Origin of the sequence: uncultured Acetobacterium sp., assembly GCF_927416815.1 — a bacterium.
Taxonomy (GTDB): Bacteria; Bacillota; Clostridia; order Eubacteriales; family Eubacteriaceae; genus Acetobacterium.
This window is the reverse complement of record NZ_CAKMJU010000108.1, coordinates 1-20173: the sequence shown is the minus strand read 5'-3', so window position 1 is coordinate 20173 and position 20173 is coordinate 1. Positions and strand designations below refer to the sequence as shown.

The 20173-nt window shown below is 46.6% G+C and carries 25 protein-coding genes and 3 pseudogenes; 1 reads left to right on the top strand and 27 read right to left on the bottom strand.

The features are described from left to right. The 13 genes and pseudogenes from QZ998_RS13905 to QZ998_RS13845 form a co-directional block, all read right to left on the bottom strand. Positions 1 to 748, bottom strand: a pseudogene (locus QZ998_RS13905) (phage tail protein); the annotation flags it as partial. A 105-nt stretch (positions 749 to 853) separates the two neighbouring features. Next, entirely contained in the window at positions 854 to 1654 is an 801-nt protein-coding gene (locus QZ998_RS13900; RefSeq protein ID WP_296561433.1) for a hypothetical protein, read from the bottom strand. Between the two features lie 165 nt (positions 1655 to 1819). Continuing rightward, the gene (locus QZ998_RS13895) at positions 1820 to 1987 is read right to left on the bottom strand and encodes a hypothetical protein (protein WP_296561432.1); all 168 of its coding nucleotides are present in this window, start codon (positions 1985 to 1987) and stop codon (positions 1820 to 1822) included. A gap of 11 nt (positions 1988 to 1998) precedes the next feature. Further along, positions 1999 to 2400, bottom strand: coding sequence for a hypothetical protein (locus QZ998_RS13890; protein WP_296561431.1), 402 nt, complete (start codon positions 2398 to 2400; stop codon positions 1999 to 2001). Further along, positions 2400 to 2975: a major tail protein gene (locus QZ998_RS13885; protein WP_296561430.1), complete on the bottom strand. Its 576-nt coding sequence runs from the start codon at positions 2973 to 2975 to the stop codon at positions 2400 to 2402. Before QZ998_RS13885 ends, QZ998_RS13890 begins: the two co-directional genes overlap by 1 nt. Beyond that, positions 2976 to 3320: a hypothetical protein gene (locus tag QZ998_RS13880; RefSeq protein ID WP_296561429.1), complete on the bottom strand. Its 345-nt coding sequence runs from the start codon at positions 3318 to 3320 to the stop codon at positions 2976 to 2978. It lies immediately after the preceding gene. Next, positions 3317 to 3748 carry an HK97 gp10 family phage protein gene (locus QZ998_RS13875; RefSeq protein WP_296561428.1) on the bottom strand — a complete coding sequence of 144 codons (432 nt, stop codon included), beginning with the start codon at positions 3746 to 3748 and terminating at the stop codon, positions 3317 to 3319. Before QZ998_RS13875 ends, QZ998_RS13880 begins: the two co-directional genes overlap by 4 nt. Further along, positions 3741 to 4073 (bottom strand): head-tail adaptor protein, encoded by a 333-nt coding sequence (locus QZ998_RS13870; RefSeq protein WP_296561427.1) that lies wholly within the window; start codon positions 4071 to 4073, stop codon positions 3741 to 3743. The genes QZ998_RS13875 and QZ998_RS13870 overlap by 8 nt, the downstream gene beginning before the upstream one ends. Position 4074: 1 nt before the next feature. After that, positions 4075 to 4386, bottom strand: coding sequence for a head-tail connector protein (locus QZ998_RS13865; protein ID WP_296561426.1), 312 nt, complete (start codon positions 4384 to 4386; stop codon positions 4075 to 4077). A gap of 18 nt (positions 4387 to 4404) precedes the next feature. Beyond that, positions 4405 to 4617: a head fiber protein gene (locus QZ998_RS13860; protein ID WP_296561425.1), complete on the bottom strand. Its 213-nt coding sequence runs from the start codon at positions 4615 to 4617 to the stop codon at positions 4405 to 4407. A 7-nt stretch (positions 4618 to 4624) separates the two neighbouring features. Then, the gene (locus tag QZ998_RS13855) at positions 4625 to 5821 is read right to left on the bottom strand and encodes a phage major capsid protein (protein WP_296561424.1); all 1197 of its coding nucleotides are present in this window, start codon (positions 5819 to 5821) and stop codon (positions 4625 to 4627) included. Between the two features lie 15 nt (positions 5822 to 5836). Continuing rightward, a complete protein-coding gene (locus QZ998_RS13850; RefSeq protein ID WP_296561423.1) occupies positions 5837 to 6541 on the bottom strand; it encodes a head maturation protease, ClpP-related in 705 nt (234 codons plus the stop codon). Next, positions 6498 to 7745 (bottom strand): phage portal protein, encoded by a 1248-nt coding sequence (locus QZ998_RS13845; RefSeq protein ID WP_296561422.1) that lies wholly within the window; start codon positions 7743 to 7745, stop codon positions 6498 to 6500. Before QZ998_RS13845 ends, QZ998_RS13850 begins: the two co-directional genes overlap by 44 nt. A 113-nt stretch (positions 7746 to 7858) precedes the next feature. Between QZ998_RS13845 and QZ998_RS13840 the strand changes: the two genes are divergently transcribed. Beyond that, entirely contained in the window at positions 7859 to 8263 is a 405-nt protein-coding gene (locus QZ998_RS13840; protein WP_296561421.1) for a hypothetical protein, read from the top strand. 1 nt (position 8264) lies between these two features. On the opposite strand, the gene QZ998_RS13835 is transcribed toward QZ998_RS13840, so the two are convergent. The 14 genes and pseudogenes from QZ998_RS13835 to QZ998_RS13770 all read right to left on the bottom strand — a co-directional run bounded on the left by QZ998_RS13835 (position 8265) and on the right by QZ998_RS13770 (position 20005). Continuing rightward, positions 8265 to 9866: a terminase TerL endonuclease subunit gene (locus tag QZ998_RS13835; RefSeq protein ID WP_296561420.1), complete on the bottom strand. Its 1602-nt coding sequence runs from the start codon at positions 9864 to 9866 to the stop codon at positions 8265 to 8267. 35 nt (positions 9867 to 9901) lie between these two features. Continuing rightward, positions 9902 to 10873, bottom strand: a complete 972-nt coding sequence (locus QZ998_RS13830) for an N-acetylmuramoyl-L-alanine amidase (RefSeq protein WP_296561419.1) — start codon at positions 10871 to 10873, stop codon at positions 9902 to 9904. 136 nt (positions 10874 to 11009) lie between these two features. Next, positions 11010 to 11204: a hypothetical protein gene (locus QZ998_RS13825; RefSeq protein WP_296561418.1), complete on the bottom strand. Its 195-nt coding sequence runs from the start codon at positions 11202 to 11204 to the stop codon at positions 11010 to 11012. Between the two features lie 108 nt (positions 11205 to 11312). Continuing rightward, positions 11313 to 11753, bottom strand: a complete 441-nt coding sequence (locus QZ998_RS13820; RefSeq protein WP_296561417.1) for a gamma-glutamylcyclotransferase family protein — start codon at positions 11751 to 11753, stop codon at positions 11313 to 11315. 37 nt (positions 11754 to 11790) lie between these two features. Further along, positions 11791 to 12690: an amidoligase family protein gene (locus QZ998_RS13815; protein ID WP_296561416.1), complete on the bottom strand. Its 900-nt coding sequence runs from the start codon at positions 12688 to 12690 to the stop codon at positions 11791 to 11793. 318 nt (positions 12691 to 13008) lie between these two features. After that, positions 13009 to 13224: pseudogene (locus QZ998_RS13810) on the bottom strand (DUF4314 domain-containing protein); the annotation flags it as partial. Beyond that, complete coding sequence (locus QZ998_RS13805) at positions 13208 to 13927, bottom strand: virulence protein (RefSeq protein ID WP_296561415.1); 720 nt, start codon at positions 13925 to 13927, stop codon at positions 13208 to 13210. The gene QZ998_RS13805 and the pseudogene QZ998_RS13810, both read right to left, overlap by 17 nt. Before the next feature lie 119 nt (positions 13928 to 14046). Then, positions 14047 to 15468 (bottom strand): DNA cytosine methyltransferase, encoded by a 1422-nt coding sequence (locus QZ998_RS13800; protein WP_296561414.1) that lies wholly within the window; start codon positions 15466 to 15468, stop codon positions 14047 to 14049. Further along, positions 15452 to 16705, bottom strand: coding sequence for a site-specific DNA-methyltransferase (locus QZ998_RS13795; protein WP_296561413.1), 1254 nt, complete (start codon positions 16703 to 16705; stop codon positions 15452 to 15454). Before QZ998_RS13795 ends, QZ998_RS13800 begins: the two co-directional genes overlap by 17 nt. Positions 16706 to 16797: 92 nt before the next feature. Further along, positions 16798 to 17340: a P27 family phage terminase small subunit gene (locus QZ998_RS13790; RefSeq protein ID WP_296561412.1), complete on the bottom strand. Its 543-nt coding sequence runs from the start codon at positions 17338 to 17340 to the stop codon at positions 16798 to 16800. 109 nt (positions 17341 to 17449) lie between these two features. Continuing rightward, positions 17450 to 17803, bottom strand: a complete 354-nt coding sequence (locus QZ998_RS13785) for an HNH endonuclease signature motif containing protein (protein ID WP_296561411.1) — start codon at positions 17801 to 17803, stop codon at positions 17450 to 17452. 118 nt (positions 17804 to 17921) lie between these two features. Next, positions 17922 to 18338, bottom strand: coding sequence for a hypothetical protein (locus QZ998_RS13780; RefSeq protein ID WP_286945813.1), 417 nt, complete (start codon positions 18336 to 18338; stop codon positions 17922 to 17924). Between the two features lies 1 nt (position 18339). Next, positions 18340 to 18606 carry a hypothetical protein gene (locus tag QZ998_RS13775; RefSeq protein WP_296561409.1) on the bottom strand — a complete coding sequence of 89 codons (267 nt, stop codon included), beginning with the start codon at positions 18604 to 18606 and terminating at the stop codon, positions 18340 to 18342. A gap of 45 nt (positions 18607 to 18651) precedes the next feature. Beyond that, a pseudogene (locus tag QZ998_RS13770) lies at positions 18652 to 20005 on the bottom strand (DEAD/DEAH box helicase). Between the last annotated feature and the right edge of the window lie 168 nt (positions 20006 to 20173).

Sequence of the window (20173 nt, the reverse complement as noted above, 5' to 3'; positions counted from 1 at the left end):
CTGACCCATCCCGGGCTGAGGACATCGAGCGGATCTGTTTAGCCATCGAACCGGTGAGGGTTTCCATTGAGACATCAACCAACTCTGCGGCATATTTGTAGGCCTGTAGGCTTTCAGCCGATACCCCGGCAACGATTGACGTCGTCAGGATTTCATCGGCATAAGCGGCGGCACCTACTGTCATATCGGTTAGGGATTTTGCTGAGGAAACCGCTGCTGCGCCAACGGCGACAAAGGCGGTACCCATGGCGATGCCGATCCCTTTTAGCGTCCCGCCTAAAGCACTAAATTTACCGCCAGAGCTTTCTGCTTTATTAGCGGTATCTTTAAGCGACTTGCCAAACTGTTCGGCTTCTCTTTCCGCAGCATTAAAGCCATCTTCAACCTGATCCAGGGCTCTTTCGTTTTGCTTAAGTTCACGCTCCAAACCATTGAGGTGCGCCTTGGCGTTATTGAGTTGGATCGCCCAGTTTTGGGTGCGTTTATCATTCTCGCCAAAGGAGGTGGCGGCATTGTCCAGAGCTTTTTCTATGGCTTTGATCTTATCCTTCTGGGCATCCATTTCTTTGTTGAGTAATTGGTTTCGGGTGGTGACCGCTTCGATACTCTTATCCTGTCGGTCAAACTGAGATTCGACCAGTTTCATTTCACTGCCCAAGACCTTAAAGGATTGATTGATATCCCGCAGGGCATTCTTAAACTCTTTCTCGCCTTCAACGCCAATTTTTAAGCCGAAATTATCTGCCATAACGCATCACCTCCTTGATTTTGGGCATGAAAAAACCACCCATTGAAAACAGGTGATTAGTGGAAATTAAATTTTATTAACTGATTTCTATTTCATTCAGAAATATTACTGCAAGTGTGGATCATCTGCTCTTATGTGAAGAAAATCCCCTATGAATTGCGGATCTTTACGATTAAATATTTTAATAGTATCACTTTCATACATATAACATTCAACCTTTTGCCCACCTTCATAAAAGCCTACTACCGTCGCATATTTTATCCCCTCATTATCACTATTTAAATAGTATAAATCAACACCTACATAAAAATGACCCAAAGGTCTTACCCATTTCGTGTCGGCTGGCATAATTTCATTTGAATTATGATCAGTTTGATTACTGGTTGTTGCTTGTTCTACAGCTGCTTGTTCTGCTGCTTGTTTTGCTGCTTGTTCTACAGCTGCTTGCTCTGCTGCTTGTTTTGCTGCTGCTTGTTCCGCTGCCGCCTGTTCTGCTGCTGCTTGTTCTGCTGCTGCTTGCTCTGCTGCTGCTTGCTCAGTTCCAGTTTGCTCTGAAGTAGCCGTCGCTTGTTGACTTTTATTATTATCAACTGTTGAACTATATGAACTGCTATTAATCATAAAAAGTAGCAAAACAATAGATATTGTGATAAGCGGAGTTTTAATTGGCTTATCTTTAGTACCAAAATATGCTAAAACACCAAAAGCTGCAAATAAACTTATCAACAAGATATAACCAAACGCATTTGTTGTAAAATCTGCCATACTCAAAAACAGCATACTTACAAAAAAAACCAACCAAATAACTGTTTTCTTATAAGGTTTCTTTGTTTGAACGTTCATTATCAGAAATAATAAACAAAAAACGATACCCGGAAACGCAATTATACCTAATAAAACCCCCATACACCCCACCTTATTTCTAAATAATGATAAACAAAAATAATTTTAATCCTTTTCTTAATAGACATTATAGCTATTAAATCAAAATATTACAACTGTATTTTACAGCAGTAAAATCAACTGTTTGAAATATTAATCATCTTAATTATTTCAGATATATTATTAGTTTTATGGAACAATATCATCAATCGTCCATTCCCGTTTCGGTTTCTCCAACCCCAGGAACTGCTTATGACAAGTCCACAGATCAAGCAGCTGACCAAGTGGCATCAGCCAGACCTGATCTTCTGTTCGGTTTAAATGAACGGTGCCATAATATAAAAGTCGAGTAAACAAGGCCTCATCATCTACTCGACTATCACGTTTTTTAGGGGTTCACCATCAGCGGTAGTATCTTCGCTTTCGACATGGCGCCTGGTGCCGTTAACCATGGCTTCGGTGATGGCGTTTTTATAATCTGCCAGTTCCAACGGAGTGGTTAAGAGCTCGACGGCTTCTTCGCTGAGTAGCGATTTCTGTTCTTCATTTTGCAGATTATGAATCAGAATGCTTTGGTTGGCCAGCAGGGCAATCAGCCAGGTCACCTCATCCAGCGCCATCTCGAAGTTTTCATTCTTCATCAGCGTTTCACCCAGGTTGGCAAGGCCGCCATAGCGTTTGGCAATTTCCTTGGTGGCTTTGGTGGTGAAGATCAATGGGTAGTCCACACCACCGATTTTTACCTTTGCCATTCGATCGTTATCCATCATTATGGTGTACCTCCAATACTGGCCATGGTGTTAAGCCAGGTCTTAGCTTCAGCCTCGGTTGGAAAAGTCGCTTCTTCTTTCCAGACATCCAGCACATCGGTCAGGATGGTCCCTTCAATGGTCGGAGTCTGGAAGTTGAGGGCTTCACCGCGGGTTTCCATGCTTTCAGATGGGACGCCGAATTTTACCTTGGTCAGCCAGATCGCCCGAAAGCCCCGGATATTGTTTTTAATGCTGGTGGCATAAAAGCCGACTCCCACAAAAGCCCCGTCATCGGCTCCTTTGGCAGTCATTTTTTTATTGCTACCACTTTCAATGGTCGTCAGGGTATGTCCAAGAATCAACGCTCGGGTTTCATAGTCGAGATGGTCGCCATTGAGGGTGAGCTTCCCGGATTTGAATTCTTTGACATTTTCGATGATCCGGTCATCACCCCGCAGGACTCCTTCATTGACTTCGATATTCATATCCGCTTTAATGGCATAAGCCATGATTCGGCCTTCAGCGTAGCTGGTGTCGGTTTCGGTTTCTGTCAGTTTTGAACAGATGAGATATTTAAGTCCTATTTGTGCCATTTATACTTCCTCCACTTCATAGTCTTTTGCCACATCGATGGCATAATGGTAATAGCCGGTGTCATCCTCATGACCGACATAGCGGCGATCGGTGATAACAAATCCGGCTTTAATTAAGGCGCTTGTGAGTCTGTTTTTTAAAGCAATGTAATTGTTCTGACAAAAGATCGAAATCCGGACTTCCTCAACCGACCGCAATGGCAGATCGTCGCCATATAAGGCATAGGTATCGGTCAGCGGGGTAACCACCATGTACTCATAGGCTGGTTCTTCAGAAAATTTCCCAGTTTCTACCGAAACATTGAGATCGCTAATGATCTGATTCAGTTCGATTAAGCTGTTCATAGGCTTTCAACCTCGCTTTCCAGTTTGTTTTTCATGGCTTCAATACAGGCCTTGCGGGACTTAGCCCGAGCCGGTTTGAGAAAAGGCTTAGGCAGTTGGCCGCTTTTTCCGTATTCCAGAATATTGGCGATCTTGGCATTGCTCTCACCACCGGAGCGCGGTTCGGAAAAACCGATCTTAAGATTGTAATTACCAGCACTGTCTTTTTTCACCGGGGATACCCCCAATGCTGCTTGTAGCTCGCCGGTAGACCGACTCTTAAGTTTCGTTTGGCTGCCAATGACTGCACCAAGACTTCCTTTAACTTTTTCAAGCACAACGTCACCACCGGCTTCAAGGACTCTGGGAATGATTTCATCGGACTTTTCAGCAAGTGCTGAGATCTTAAGCAGAAAATCGTCTGGCATGTTGATCGTAATTTTAGCCACTGGTTTCCATCCTTTCACAGAGCGCTTCGATGTACATCCCGCGACCTTTCACATCCTCAACTGAAACAATGTTATAGCGTCCGGTATCACAGACGATCACCATGTTGGTTTTAATAGCAATGCCGGGAATGGCTCTAAATCTGAAAAGCGCCGAAGCGCTCGTAAAAATCGCTCGGTTTTTCCAGCTTTCATTGCCATGGCGATCCTCTTTATAAGCTCTGAGTGAAGCGATGATGGTATCGCCTTTACTTACAAAGCCTTCTGCATCTTTGATCGGTTGGGTGGTGATCAGATCGATAAAGGTATTCATTTTTCCAAAACTCATCTTATACCTGCCAATCCTTATTCATGCTAAGCAGCCTATTGACCACCAACCAAACCTGGCTGCTGGCCTGAACGTTATCAGCAAAAAAGCCCCCGGTGCTGCCATCCCGACTTTCATAAAAATGGGAAGACAGCATAATCACCGCCTGTTCGGTGGTCGGGTGCATGTCATGCTTTGCATAAAAGCCATCTTCTTTTTTCTGATAGCTTTCCGCATAGGCGGTGGCAGTAAAGATTAGATTTTGTAGGAGCTCATCATCCTCGTTGTGGTTTAGAATCAGATTGGCTTTGACTTTTTCCAGGAGTGTTTCCATCACTGCTACCTCATTTCATTATTCGTTGTTCATTAAACCGGCTGCTTTAAGTTTTGCAAGCAGGGCATTGAAATCTGTCACCAGTCCCGCAACAGTGGTAGCGGTGCTATCGGTTTGATTGGCGGCTTGGGGTAAGCCCAATAAAACAGCACCCTCTTTGATATCAAGGGTGCCGCTAATCACGGTTTTATCGCCGCCGTCGGTTGTATAATTCTTTGTCGTATAACTCATGGTCCACCTATGCCTTTTGTTTCAGGGTCTTAATGGCTTCTGGTAAGATCAGCTTACCATCGACCCGCTGGGTGGCCATAAAACCGACTTGGCCAGTGGTGGCATAGAGTTCATTAAGCCTCTTAAAGGATCGGCCTTGACGATCGGCCACCCAGTAATAGCTGAAGTCACCAAAGGCGATGGTTTTAGCGCCCGCAGCAATGTTTGGTACATAAGCCGAGGTTTTAACGGGACGGTTGAGAATCGTATCCGGGGTTCCAGCGGTAATCGATGGTTGCCAGATGTAGTTACCATTGCCATCTTTGAGTTTCCGGATGGCCTTGACGGTGGCATCGTTGAGCATAAAGGTGGCGTTTTTTCGGTAGGGGGATTTAAGAGCATAGAACAGATCCATGATCTCATCGACCGTAATGGCAGTGGCACTAGCTGCCGTAATCCCATCCTGGGCGCCGCCGGTAGCATTGAAGATCCCGGTTGGTTTGCCGTTGCCATCGCCAATGAAGAAGGCTTCTTCCTCTTTGGCGCCAATGCGGCGGGCGAATTCTTTGGCAATATAGGCTTCCAGGTTAAAGATCGAATCATTGAGTAATTCTTCAGAAACCTTCAACATGGTTCCCAGTTTATAAGCACTGATGGACACTTGGCCAAAGGAGTCATCGCTCTCAGGCACAGCGCCTTCCTCATCAATCCAGGATGCGGTTCCCTTAGTCGCTACCACGGGAATTTTGCGATCGCCACTAGCGGTAGTGATGACCTTGGCCAGGGTTCTGAAGATATTTTCTTCTTCCAAGCCTTCCACCAGGGTGCGTTCAAACTCATCCGGGACCAAATATCCTCCTTCACTGTCGCTGCCGATTTGCAGGGCATTGGTGATTTCAAAGCTTAGGCTTTTATTGCGCATGGCATTCCAGAAGGAAGCCGTATACTCCTCGCTGCCACGACCGGTTTTGGACTCGGTTAATCCGGTTGGTTTTCCGGTAATCGGGGTGTTGATTGGTTTTGAAAACTCCAGATCCAGGGTATGCTGACGCTCGAGACGATCGATTTCCTTACCGAGATTTACCACATCGGTTTCCATTTTTTCATAGACTTCAATATCGGCAGCCGCTAAGATGCCATCTTGGCCGCGTTTCTGATCCAGGAAGGCCTTGGCATCTTCCCAGATTTTGGCCCGTTTTTCACGTAATTCTAAAATTCTTTTCATCGTTGTTTCCTCCACTTATTTAATCAAATTTAATCGTGTCTCAAACACGTCGACCGGTATTCCGACAGGGTTTATTGGTTGGGGTATTAGCTTATTCAGCAGGGAGTTGGTCACTGCCTGCCGGGAAAAGCTATAGTTCATCACGTTATCCTGTGTCTCGTTTTTCTCAAAGAGCATTTCATCGGCAAAGCCAAGCTCTAGGGATTTATTGGCATTAAGCCAGGTTTCGCCATCCATCAACTTTGAGAGCTTTGCCCGGGGTTGGCCGGTTTTAAGCTCATAGGCGTTGATAATACTTTCTTTGACTTCATCCAGCATTTGAATGGCTTTTTTCATTTCCGCACTGTCGCCAATGGCCACCGTCAGCGGGTTGTGAATCATCATCAGACTGGTCGGTGAGACCTTAACCGTTGTTCCAGCCATGGCAATGACGGAAGCAGCACTGGCGGCAATCCCATCAATCTTGACCGTGACATTGCCTTTGTAGTCCATCAGCATGTTGTAAATCTGGCTGGCAGCAATACAATCTCCTCCGGGACTGTTAATCCAGATATCAATGTCGCCTTCACCGGAGACCAGTTCTGATTTAAACTGCTTGGGTGTCACTTCATCACCGAACCAGCTTTCTTCAGCAATAGCCCCGTTGAGGTAAAGGGTGCGTGAACCATCTTCATTCTTAATCCAATTCCAAAATTTCTTCACTTGTTTCCTCACTTTCATTTGTATTTGCAAAGGCACCAGCATCCTCTAGTTTTGTCATCGCACCGTTAATCAGATACAGATCGCCGCCCAATGCTTCAGGGATGCGATTCAGGTTTTCAAGCTCCCGGATATCGTTAGTGGACAGCCAGCCGTTTTGTCGGCCAGTGGCATACCCGGCCATGCGGGAAGCATAATCCCCACGCAGTAGACCATCCACTGAAAAGCGGATAAAGTATTGGCTCTTTTCACTGTCACTCAGCAGCGCTTTCTGCATCGATTGCTCCCAGCGAATCACCCAGGGATCCAGGGTGTATTTGACAAACTCCAACGATTGCTGCTCAATATTGGAAAAGCTGGACTTCTCCAAGTCTCCAATCATATGGGGTGGAATCCTGAAAATCCGGGCGATTTCATTGATCTGAAACTTACGGGTTTCCAGAAACTGGGCCTGTTCCGGGGGGATGCCAATGGAAGTAAAACGCATCCCTTCTTCTAAAACAGCAATCCGATGGGCGTTGCTGCTGCCCTGATAGACTGCGTTCCAGCTTTCCCGGACCCGTTTGGGGTCTTTGACTACCCCGGGATGCTCCAAAACACCCCCGGGATTTGCACCATTGCTAAAAAACTTGGAGCCGTATTCTTCAGTGGCAATGGCCATTCCGATGGCGTTTTTGGCCATGGCTATCGGTGAATAACCGATTAAACCATCAAAACCAAGGCCGGGAATGTGCAGAACCATTTCTTTGCGCATCACCACTTCGCCCTTATCACTCTGGTATTTGTAGAAAAGCTCTCCATTTGAATCCCGATCCACCGTTATTTTATCTGGCATTAAGGGATAAAGCGCCAACACCTGTCCCCTTCCATCCCGGATAATCTGGGCATAGGCGTTGCCCCATAATAAAAGATGACTCATCAGTGTTTCTCGAAACACGAAAGAAGTCATCTCCGGATTGGGTTCATGTTGGAGGAGCTGGTATAGGCAGTGCGCCTCGGCTTTTTCTTTGCCGTTGTCAGTGTACTGAAATGTGTGAAGCGGCAGGCTGGCGATGGTTTCGGCTAGGATTCTGACGCAGGAATAAACTGCTGTTGTTTGCATCGCCGTTCGTTCATTAACGGTTTTCCCGGCGGTGGTGCCGCCAAAGAAAAAACTGAAGGGGTTGTTATCCAGATAATTTTTTGGTTTATCGCGTGAATGGAATAGATCTCTTAATCGGCTCATGGGTGTTCCTCCTTAAAAAAATTCAAAAAAAACAATAGACACGCAATATCAGATATGTTATTATACATACATGAAATACAGTATCTAAATAAATAAAAAGGAAGTAAATAATTATGAAAACTACTTTTAAAGAATTTCTTGCTGTTAATCCAAATTGCTCAAAGTATGATGGGAACACAGATGCTATCTTGCTGTTTGACATACTGTCAAAGGACGAGAATATCATCAGTATGATCGACGCCTCAGAAGCTGGAAAACCTGCGCTTTCAGCATGTGTAAGTGAAATTGAAACGTGGTTTGATAATCAAACAAATCCAACAATTGATTTTACAGATTCATTTACACGTACCGTTGTTGGACGTATGGTTAAATCCATACTGGATCCTTTTGGTTATGAGGTAACGGTTCAAAAAGATCTTCCAAAAACATCCAAGGGGAAATATTTTGCATCTGCATCTTGTTACGAGAAATCCGGGATTGCCTCAATGAAGGTAGACCGAACAATTTCTGAAGCTTAATTTATAAAACCAATATACCTCGTTCATCATAAACACTACCACCAGTAATCCCACCGCAGCGGATTGCCCGGTCCAGCGCCATAATTGTGGCTACGGCACCATCAATACGCTCGGTGGATTTTTCTTTGTCCGGTTTAATGTTTCCCGCTGGATCCGTCCGGACAAAGATGTTGTCCATCATCCATCTCAGAACCGGATGCCCGCCATGGGCGATCTTCTCCTCCAGGGTCAGCTTCATCAACTCTTTGGTTGGTGGCGACATATCCTTGAAACCTTGACCAAACGGAACAACGGTAAACCCTAAGCCTTCGAGGTTTTGTACCATCTGAACTGCTCCCCAGCGGTCAAAAGCGATTTCTCGGATGTTATATTTAGTGCCCAGCTCGTCAATGAAGTTTTCGATCAAGCCATAATGGACCACATTTCCTTCGGTGGTCTGCATCTGTCCCTGCTTTTCCCAGACATCATAAGGCACGTGATCTCGCCGGACTCGCTGTTCGATGTTTTCTTCTGGGATCCAGAAAAAAGGCATGATGACATATTTCTCATCTTCATACTTTGGGGGAAAGACCAAAACAAAGGCGGTGATGTCAATCGAACTGGAAAGGTCCAGACCACCGTAACATTCTCGTCCAAGCAACTCATCCGGGTCGATCGTTTCATCGCATTGATCCCACTTTTCCATCGGCATCCAGCGAATCGATTGTTTCACCCATTGGTTGAGCCGTAGTTGCCGAAAGAGGTTCTCTTCAGCCGGGTTTTCCTTGGCATTTTCACATGCGACCTGGATCTTTTCAATATCAACGGTGATCCCCATGGAAGGATTGGCTTTCTGCCAGACCTTGGGGTCGGTCCAGTCCTCATTTTCTCCGGCGCCATAGATAACCGGATAAAAGGTGGGATCAATCTTTCGCCCAGCCAAAATATCCTCAGCCTTCTGATGAACCTCCCAACAGATGGAATGCCGATCGGTTCCGGCGGTGGTGATTAAAAAATAAAGCGGTTGCTTTCGGGCATCCCCGGAACCATGAAGCATAACATCATACAGGTTTCGATTGGGCTGGGCATGTAATTCGTCAAAGACAACCCCGTGAACATTAAGTCCGTGCTTGGTATATGCTTCAGCCGACAACACCTGATAGAAGCTTCCCAGCGGTTTATAGACCAAGCGCTTTTGGGATAAGATCGGTTTGATTCGGGATTTTAGAGCTGGGCACTGATCCACCATATCGACGGCCACATCAAACACAATCGATGCTTGCTGACGATCGGAAGCGCAGCCGTAAATCTCTCCCCCATGTTCATAGTCGCCGCAAGTTAAGAGCAGGGCTACGGCAGCAGCCAGTTCACTCTTACCTTGTTTCTTGCTGATTTCTACATATGCAGTATTAAACTGCCGGGCTTGATTGGGTTTCAGAATACCAAAGAGATCCCGGATGATCTGCTCCTGCCAGTCGATCAGTTCAAAGGGCTGGCCATGCCATTGGCCTTTGGTGTGCTTGAGGCAATTGATAAATGAAACCGCCAGATCAGCTCGGTTTTGATCAAAGATAGACGTGTTCTGTTTAAACGGGGTTGGTTGGTAATTTTCCAGATAACGCATGGCCGACCGATCCTTTCTGAGAACTAATAATTGTTTTAAGCGTTAAAATAGGCCAGGATTCCTTCCAGAATACCCAGGGCTTCCAGCTCAGCACCGCCATTACTAAAGAAGTGACAGTCGCTCGGGGAAGTGGCAAACATTCCTTCGGTGATAATCGCTGGCATCAGGGAGTAAGCAACATCGGAATCATCGCGCTGAGTAATCCCGCGATTCATTAACCCCATGCGATTGCACATCCCGTTGAGCACTAGCTGTGCCAGTCTTAAGCCGTTGCTACTTCCGGGATAACAAATGACCAGGGTACCGCTGGGTTCCGGACTGGCTGATCCGTTGTGATGAATGCTGACAAAAATATCGGCATTGCTTTCATTGGCGATGGCTGGACGGTCACTCAAAGCCATCCAGTGATCATCGGTTCGGGTATAAACAACTCTGAATCCCCGTTCCTTAAGCAGTTGCCCTAGTCTTAGGCTGACCACCAGATTCATGTCCTTTTCCTTCAGGTTGCCGCAAGCTCCGGGATCAGAGCCGCCATGGCCGGGGTTGATGCAGACAAGCTGACCCTTGCCTTTTCCGGCTGGCAGCGGTTTAACCGTTAGTGAAGGTACAATCGTTTCTGACTGATTGATAGCCCGAGGTATTTCAATACCCAGAGCCTTTAAGGTTTGATTGCCAACAATCCTATCGACGATTAATCCATTCTTTTTCTGAAAATCAGTGGTGGATGCCAGGGTTTCTGAGCCGACAGCGCCATCGATTGCGAGGTGGTAGCCGTTCTTTGTCAGGGCTTCCTGAATCGTGCGTATTTCTCCCATTAAGGCGGCATCGGATTGGTCACCATAAATGCCATCCTGTTCTAAACCATGGTAGGCTTGCAGCGCCACTACCGCCGCTTGGGTCAGTCTACCAAAGTCGCCATCAACCGGTCCAGCGTCATAAGCACAGAAATTTAAATCCCTTTGTAATTGGGCGACAGCGGTGCCCATGGTTCCTATTTTCAGATTCATATTTTCCCTTTCCTTGTTGCCGGTAAAAAAAGACAACAAAAAAGCACCCCTTTACAGAGCTGCCTAAACTTTTATATATGAAAATCAATACGCGCTACGAGAAAAAGGCTTGTTTGCAGCCTTTTTCTGAAGCTTGTTATTTTTGCTTTCTTCCGCTTTCAAAAGCCTGTATCAAGGCTTCCTTAAGGCTCCAAACCGAAATGTCTAGGAAATCTTCGTGGTCGTTGTCTCTGGTTTCAAGGTCTCCTCTTTGTTCAATGCTGTAGAATGCTTCTTTGGCGATTTTCAAAAGGTTCTCGTAGTCTTTTTGGCTAATTCTCTCTTCTTTCATGGCGTTTGCCTCCTTTTCTTTATTGTGTACATATTAACTCTAAACGACACGAATAGCAAGTTAAATCGCTTTAAATACACACTATATTACTTCATTGCCACTATTTGATTACACTTCGGTTGAATCGCTAACCGCCTGCCGTAGGATGTCAAGATCGAAGCCGGCGGTCTTGTAGCCTTCTAAAATAACGCTATAATAGTAACAGCTTGGTAACCCCAAGGGTCGGTTCTCGTTCATCAGGTAGACCATAGCTTTGGTCAGCTTTTGGCCGATACGGACGGTAAGGGTTTCTTTGCGATAAAAAATCGGCCAGCCTTCGTAATGGTCCAGGGCGGCTTCATCTTCCGGGGTGATTTCCCAGACCAGCACTGGCACCCGGCGGCCTTGCTCCGGTTTAATAGTGGCCACAGCGCCATCGTGGGGGCCTTTAAAAAGCAGTTGGTAGCCATCGAGGGTGAGGGCTTCGACAACCCGGGCGGTGGGGCAGCGTTTGGCCATTTGGATCAGATTTAAGTTTGAGCCGTAGGCCAGATACAGTTTAGTCTTCATGGGCATTCTCCTTTTTTCCTTTTGAACCAGGGGCAGCTCATGCCACCCCATACCGCCATGCTGCCGATCCGGTCAGGGCGGCGGTCAAGTGCTCGCGGCAGTTGGCAAACTCGCTGCCGATGAAGCCGATGCGGTTTAAGTAGGTGCGCATGGCAAACTTTTCATTTTCAACCTGGGGCTTCTTGGCAGAAGCACACTTTTGGGTTAAGGCCTGGTTGTTGATGGCCAGGGCTAAAACAATGTAGCTTCTGATTTTTCCGGCGTGGAGGATGCTGTTGAAACCCCGCAACTCGACCGTATGGTGGCCGGTGAAAAAGCTGTGCAGGTTCAAGAAATGGTAGCGGCTGTTGTGGTAATGAATCCGACGGCTTTCGTTGTAGCCATCGTACCAGATATCCTCGATTTCTGCCATGGTGGTGGGCTTCTGTTTTTTCAGTTTTTCAATCAGGATGCCATCCATCTTTTTGCAGTAGTTCATCCGCTGGGGGGAAATCTCCAAGGCTTTGTAAAATAGGTCGTTCTTGCTGGCGATGATGTTGATGAAGTTTTTAATGCTGCGGGGTGAGTGGTCTTGGCCATCCAGGTGGATGTGGATGCCGCAGGAGCTGTTGGTAAAGGCTCCGGCTCGTCTGAGTAGCCGCACCAGCTCCTGCAGGGTCTTAATGTCCTCACGGTAGGAAAGAATCGGGCTGACCAGCTCAACGCTGTAGTCTCTACCAGCAGCGACCCTGCGGCCTTGTGATTTGCGTTCGCAGTTGATGCTGCCGTCGCTCATGAACTGCCACACCCGGCCATCCGGGGCGGTGACCTTTTTGGTGTCGTAGTAGGTTCCGCCTTCTGAGTAGGTTCCGTTTAGGAAGCTGGCCGCCAATTCAGCGGCCTTTTCTCTGGTAATCCCGGTAAACTCAATTTCAATTCCGAATTTTGCTGTTAACATCGTTTCTTTCTCCTTTAAAGTGTATTTTTTACCTTTACATGTACATATATCACTCTAAACGACATTAATAGCAAGTCAATTCTTTAGAAATACACTGTAGCAAAGCGGTGTCTATCAATTCTTCTGTTCTGAATACGGTCAGAATTAATCCTCATCTTTGCAAAGCGCCATCCCCATTTTCAATTCCGTATAAATTTTGGTATAGCGATCACGTTCGCTTCCACCGGAACCGATCATCGCTTCAAGAAAGCATCGCTCCGCCTCCGTTCGGGATTTCCAGACTTCGATTTTGCCATAACAGATGGTTTTTACCGACTGAACCACTCTGCACTGGTCTTCTCCGAAAACAACATTTAAACCACTGCCGTTATCCCAATGCACCATAATGCTCGCAGTGTCATCAACACCCCATACCGTACCCTCAGTGCCAACTGGCGGAGCCTGAGGATCATTCATATGAAGCAGTTCAACCCGTGTGCCGACCGGGTACTTTTCCCGTATCCGTTTGACAGTTTCTCTATCTGGAAATTTCATTTTTTCCACCCTTTTTGAAAGACGAAGATCCCGAAAGGTTCCAAAGAAGAACTTTCCGTTCCGTTTTATAGGCTACACCAATAAATCCCAACCGGAGCAGAAAGCAGCGAAACGCATATTTCTCATTATCGACCGCTTTTTCTTTGGTGCTGATGTGTTTCTGATTGCGGGCCATTTCGCAGAGAGCCTGAATAAAATGGGAGTAGGCTCTGATTGCATCGCTATCCCCCGGTTTGATATTAAACCACGGGAAGGCTATTTTCTCTTCGTTCTTTTCAATTGTCAATTCATCAACGTCCAATGCTTTCTTAATCAGATTCCCTTTGGCCTTAATCAGGTTTTCAAGATTGGCAAGCGTTGTTTCATCAAAAGAACTTGTCGGCAACTCCACTGTAAAACCGATTGTTTCATCCGGCAAAATTTCATCTGATGGCTGCTCATTACCTTCATCGGAATTCACCACTAATAGTAGCGGCTTCGGAGTAAATCCCTGCTGCGCCAGAAACTCAAGCAGGCTTTCCACTTCATTTTTGTCGGCAGAGTCTTCACAGATCAGATTGCCTGATCGGTCTATGGTATATCCGCCGATTTCATATGCACAGCTTGGCACAAACTGATAAACCGCCTTTTCTCCTGTAAACTCGCTGACAGCCGCCACCAACTTTTTCCGGTCTGCACCGACTGCGTCAAAATCAATAATCATGGTACTTGTACCTCCTGTATTTTTAGTAGTACATTAATCACTCTAAACGACATATAAAGCAAGTCATTCTTTATGAAAACCACAAAAAGCATTTCTGACCCTGTCGCACATGAATCCTGTCACGACTGAGAATCTTTTTCCTTTGAAACCACCCATACAATCCCTGCCAGTACAAAGCAGACACAGGGTAGCGCCACACCATTGCCCCACATTTTATATTCCGCAGAATCGGAGTGTGGATTTATGAGCCATTTGATGATCTGTTTACGACTTTTTGACCTGGTTGATTTTCCCATAATCTCACGATGGGTTTCAAACACTTCTGACCAGAAACAGATTTCGGCTTCAGACGGCTCCTCCACTCCGAGGTCATCACACCACCAGTCTGGGAAACCCTGCAATTTTGCGCATTCAGTTGGCGTCAGTCGACGAACGATATAGTCCTTTCCATCGACAGCATTGACGATGGGTGGATCCTTGAAATCCGAAGCCATCAGGGTATTTGCCAGTTCTGATTCTGCGGTCATGAAAAAGGAGCCTTTACCTGCGGAATAGGTCGGTGCTGCAACGACTGCAATTCCGCCCTGATTGCAGGAGGGGTTGCCGCCGTTGGCATCGAGTGTTCGGGCTGTAGCCGCCTTGTAAAAACCACTGCGGGGATTGGCTGATTGCATGGAATTGGAACCAACGGAACAGATGCCATAGGCTTTGGGAGCATCCAGTACCAATGGCGGATGGTTCGAACTGGCCCGAAGGGTGATGGTGATGCCAGTTGTCACATCCATGCGGTTGCCACCCTGATCATTCAAGCAGAGCGGAGCGACTGCTGTTCCAATGCTATTTTCAGCAGTTCCGGCAGTTCTTTGCCACGATTTGAGGCTCTGCGGAGGATACCCAGACAGGCCTTCTGACTCAAATAGTATTTCTCCGGCACCTTCACCTGCAAAATCTGCGACAAGATAGATGCGTCTTCTGCGTTGGGGGATTCCGAAATATTGAGCATCGAGTACCCGCCATGCCAGGGAGAAACCTTCTGCCACGATCGTTCCTGCATTGACCCACTTTCCGTTTTCAGGTTCAGGAACATCAACATCTTCCGATTTGATTTTACAGATCGCTTCGAGGACTTCTCTGAAGTCTGCTCCCTGGTTTGATGAAAATGCTCCGGGAACGTTTTCCCAGATAATGAATCTTGGATAGCTGTCATTACTCTTACACCTCATTTCCTTAATGATCCGGATCGCCTGATAAAACAGCACCGACTGCTTTCCTTCCAGTCCGGCTCTTTTTCCGGCTATGGACATATCTGTACACGGTGAACCAAAGGTGATAATATCCACCGGCTCAATGTCAGAACCTTTCACCTTTGAGATATCGCCAAGGTGTTTCATTTGCGGAATCCGGCGGGTGGTTACACAAATTGGAAAAGGCTCTATTTCCGATGCCCACAAAGGGGTGATACCAGAAAGCAAACCGCCTAAAGGAAAACCCCCGGAACCGTCAAACAAACTTCCGAGGGTTAAATTATTGTGTTTTTCCATTATCAGCCTTCCTCAGTTCGACATACGGGAACTCCTCGCCATTTCGAATAACTGAGATCTCATCTTCAGAACCAATGGTTTCGGCATAGCGTTTGACAATCACATCGCAGTATCTGGGATCCAGTTCAGAGGTGTAACAAACCCGACCCATCTGCTCGCAGGCAATCAGGGTACTGCCGCTGCCGCCGAAAGAGTCCAGAACGATATCGCCTTCTTTGCTGGAGTTGCCGATGAAATAACCACAAAGACCGACAGGCTTCATGGTGGGGTGCTCGCCGTTTCGCAGTGGTTTGTCAAACCGAACCAGGGTGGTTTGCTTCCGGTCTCCGTACCAGGCGTGGCCAGCGCCATCCTTCCAACCATAGAGGATCGGTTCATGCTGCCATTGATAATCCTGGCGCCCCATGACCAGGGAGTTCTTCACCCAGACCAGGCATTGCCGCAACACATATCCGGCTTCTTTGAAAGCAGTTCTGAAGTTGTAGCCTTCGCTGTCGGCATGGAAAACATAGATCGGAGCGCCTTTTTTCGACTGTTCAAACATCCGCTCAAAGGCCGCGGTTAAAAACGCCAGGAAGGCTGCATCGCCAAGCTTGTCATTTTGAATCTTGAGTTTTTCTTTGGTGCCGCCCTGGTAGTCGACGTTATAAGGCGGGTCGGTTAAGATGAGATCAGCTAGCTGGCCATCCATCAAGGTGTCCATATCTGCCTTAACTGTGGAATCCCCACAGATCAACCGATGTTTTCCCAGTAGCCAGACATCTCCGGTTTGGGTCATCGGGGTAGTGATCTCATCCAAAGCCTGGTCCGGATCAAAGTCATCCTCCTTGGCATCGGGTTCGCCAAAGAGCTCATTGATTTCGGTCAGATCAAAACCAGTCAGGGAAAGATCAAAGCCGCTATCATCCAGATCTTTTAGTAGATCTGTTAACAGCGGCATATCCCAATCACCGGAAACCTTATTCAGGGCAACGTTTAAAGCCTTTTCTTTTTCATCGTCCATATCCACAACGACACAATCCACTTCTTTTTCACCCAGCTGGGTTAACACCTTAAAACGCTGGTGACCCCCGACGATGTTGCCGGTACGCTGGTTCCAGATGACCGGTTCGACGTAGCCGAATTCTTCAATGGAGCGCTTGAGCTTCTCATACTCGACGTCGCCGGGCTTGAGATTCTTCCTCGGATTATATTTAGCATGTTTAATTCTCTTAATTGGTATTTTTTGTATATCCATTTATATTTTTCCCTTTCGCAATTTTATCTTTCGCGTTTTCAACCATCGGATGCCAGATGAACAGGAATGATTTAGAAAACATCATCACTAGACTATTCGCCACGCCGGGCAGTAAGCAACCGTTCCATCACATCGTCGTGGGGATTGCTGCCTTTAAATTCCTGGGCGCAGTTTTCTTTGACCACCTGGTATATCTGATACCAGAGGTTATTTGACAATTTCATAAAGCTTTGCGACATCGCAACAAAGGGTGATGGGATTGCATTCCCGGTGGTGGGGTGCTTGGCCAGAAAGCCAAACTCAGTAATTGATTCTTCACACTGAATCCAACGGGACACCGCCATGGCATACTGCTCGATTAATTGCGCTGAAACGTGTTGGGCGCAGCCCCGTTCGGCCAGCCATTGCCAGGTAATTTCATAGACATCAGCTGCCATCAGCGGTTTGCCATTTTTCTGGGTGGCGCTGAGATATTCTTTTGGCGGTGGCATGTCCTGGCCTTCCAGCTTAGCGGTATCGGAAAAATCCAACACCGTCAGCTTTCGTTTACCGGGGTTACCGTCCATCAGTTTATCCACTAATGCTTTCTTCTTTTTTCCGGCTCCAACTCGGGAACCGCCGTGACCGTTGGCCATCTGAATACACCGTCCTTTCTTTGCTTTTTCCTATATGGCCTCTTGAAATTGCGACTTTTCACGCGTTGCCCCCTACCCGTTGCATTTGCAACTCGTTTTAGCGATTTGACTACCCCCACCGGCCACCTTCTCGAGCGGTGATGGTAGAGTGACAGCTGCTGCACAAAGCCATTAGGTTCTTTTCATCGTGGGTACCACCCTTTGACAACGGTTTGATATGATGAACTTCCTGGGCTGGGGTTAGCTTTCCTTTTCTCAAACACTTCTCACAAAGGGAATTGTTTCTGATGTAACGATCGCGGATGCGTTTCCAGGACCAGCCATAGCGTTTCCGGGTCTCTGGGTCACGCTGATATTTGTTGTAATGTTGTTCCGATAATTTCTGGTGCTCCTCGCAGAACCGGTCATTGGTTAATTCTTTACATCCGGGGTAGCTGCAGGGTCGCTTAGGTTTTCTCGGCATAGTATTCACCTCGTTTTGGGCATAAGAAAAGCCACCATGAGATTTCTCCCGTGGTGGCCTGCGCCTACTTTTTTCACAATACCATTATACCACATTGGGTATTAACATCAACTCTCATTTACTCTCCACTTTCGTTGACCACGATTTTCTTTAAAGCTCGATCACGCATTCGATAGGTGTGCTGGATGCTAAAGCCCATCTTGATGGCTATTTCCTCCCAGGTACAACCGCAAAGGAATCGAAGCTCAAGCAACGTCTGAAATTCCTTATTGTCCACAGCTTTAATGCTGGCAACAATCCGCCGCTTGATGTCGATCAACTGATGAATGTCCCGGTCAATTTCTATTTGAAGATCAACGATCTTTGCAACGGTATCTGCCATCGAAGAAATGCTCTGGTTGGGGCTGCGGGGCATATCGCTGATGGTAGCGGTACATTTTGTCGCCAGTTCATTTAAAGAATTAATCTGTTCCAGTTTACTGTCGATGCGAAGGTCCAACCGATAAGCCTGGCTTAAAAAATCCAAAGCAGTCATTTCAGCCCACCTCCATTTCACAAACCTTTTTTAACAGGACCTCACCATCCAGGGAGGAGAGCATCTCAAACCATCCTGACCGGAAAAAGCGCTCAGCCGCATCTCGTTCATTCTCATTTTTTATAACTTTATCTCGCAGCGCATTTTGTTGAGGATCGTTATCAAGGTCTGGTGTATGGGGATGATGCTTCAAAAAACGAATTGCTTTTCGGTAGTCTTTAATTGCCTGTACAATAATCGCATTGACTAAACTTTGATAGGGTTCCATAATTGCACCTCCGAATAATAGTTCCTCGGATTGTCATTGATTGTCTCAGATTTTCAAATCAGCTTTCACCGCATCAATCAGTGATTGCTGTGTCAGGTTCTTTTCAGATAGGGCTTTTAAGATTTGCTCGTCAATGGTGCCTTTTGTGATAAGGTGCATGATGATCACGGTATTACTGCTTTGTCCCTGACGCCATAGGCGGGCGTTGGTTTGCTGATACAGTTCAAGTGACCAGGTCAGCCCAAACCAGATCAGGGTTGATCCACCAGATTGCAGGTTTAGTCCGTGACCGGCAGAGGCCGGGTGAATAACGGCTATCGGAATTTTCCCGGCGTTCCAATCAGCGATGTCCTGGCTGGATTTGATCTCTCTGGTAGTGAAACGCTTTTTGATGAGCTGTAGGTCATGCCTAAACCAGTAGGCAACGAGAATCGGCTTTTCATTGGCGGCTTCAATTAAATCCTCCAAAGCGTCCAGCTTCCTGACGTGGCATTCAATGGTATCGCCATAGTCAGAATAGATGGCTCCATTGGCCAGCTGGCAGAGCTTCCCGGTAAGTGAAGCGGCGTTGGCTGCAGTAATATCACCATCTGTTGTTTGAAGCACCAGATCACGTTTTAATTCTTCATAACGTTCTTTTTCAGAATCAGAGAGCTGCACTTCATATTGGGATGAAACCAGCTCTGGCATTTTTAGATGATCCGTCGATTTCATGGAGATTGTAATATCGGCGATTCTGGAATAGATTGCTTCTTCAGCACCGGGTAACGGTTTATAGGAAAAAATGACCTGGCCATTACGCTTGTCTGGCTTAAAATAGCTGGTGCGATACTGGCCGATGAACCTGCCGAGACGATCTCCCAGATCAAGCAGTCTAAACTCTGCCCATAAATCCATCAGGCCGTTAGAACTTGGCGTTCCGGTTAGACCGACCACACGTTTAACTTTCGGTCTAGCTTTCATTAAGGCTCGAAAACGCTTTGACTGGTGATTCTTAAACGACGACAATTCATCGATGATCACCATATCAAAATCAAAGGGAACACCGCTTTGCTCCATTAACCACTGGATATTTTCTCGGTTGATAATATAAATATCAGCCTGTCTGGATAATGCTGCTTTACGCTCTGTCGCAGTACCCACTGCAACCGATACAATCAGTCTATGGAGATGCTCCCATTTTTCAATTTCCGATGACCATGTATTTCTGGCTACCCGCAACGGGGCAATTACCAGAATTTTATGAACGTCAAAGCTATCAAACAAAAGATTATTGACGGCTGTCAGCGTAATAACGGTTTTGTCAACCCAAGCCCATATCTAACAGCAGGGCTGTAATTTCATGGTTTTCAACATACTCAATCGCATATTTTTGATAATCATGTGGGATGAACTTCATGTGGCATCACCTCCAATCCTTTTTTAGTTCCGTTTTTAAATACCATCAAGCATCTCTCCAATTTTTCCCATCTACGGCAAGCAGCGCCTTTATGAAAGAAGTTGTTGTCAGTTGGAAAACGCCGATAAATAGAGGGTTTGACGGTGCTAAGCAACAACTGGCAACACC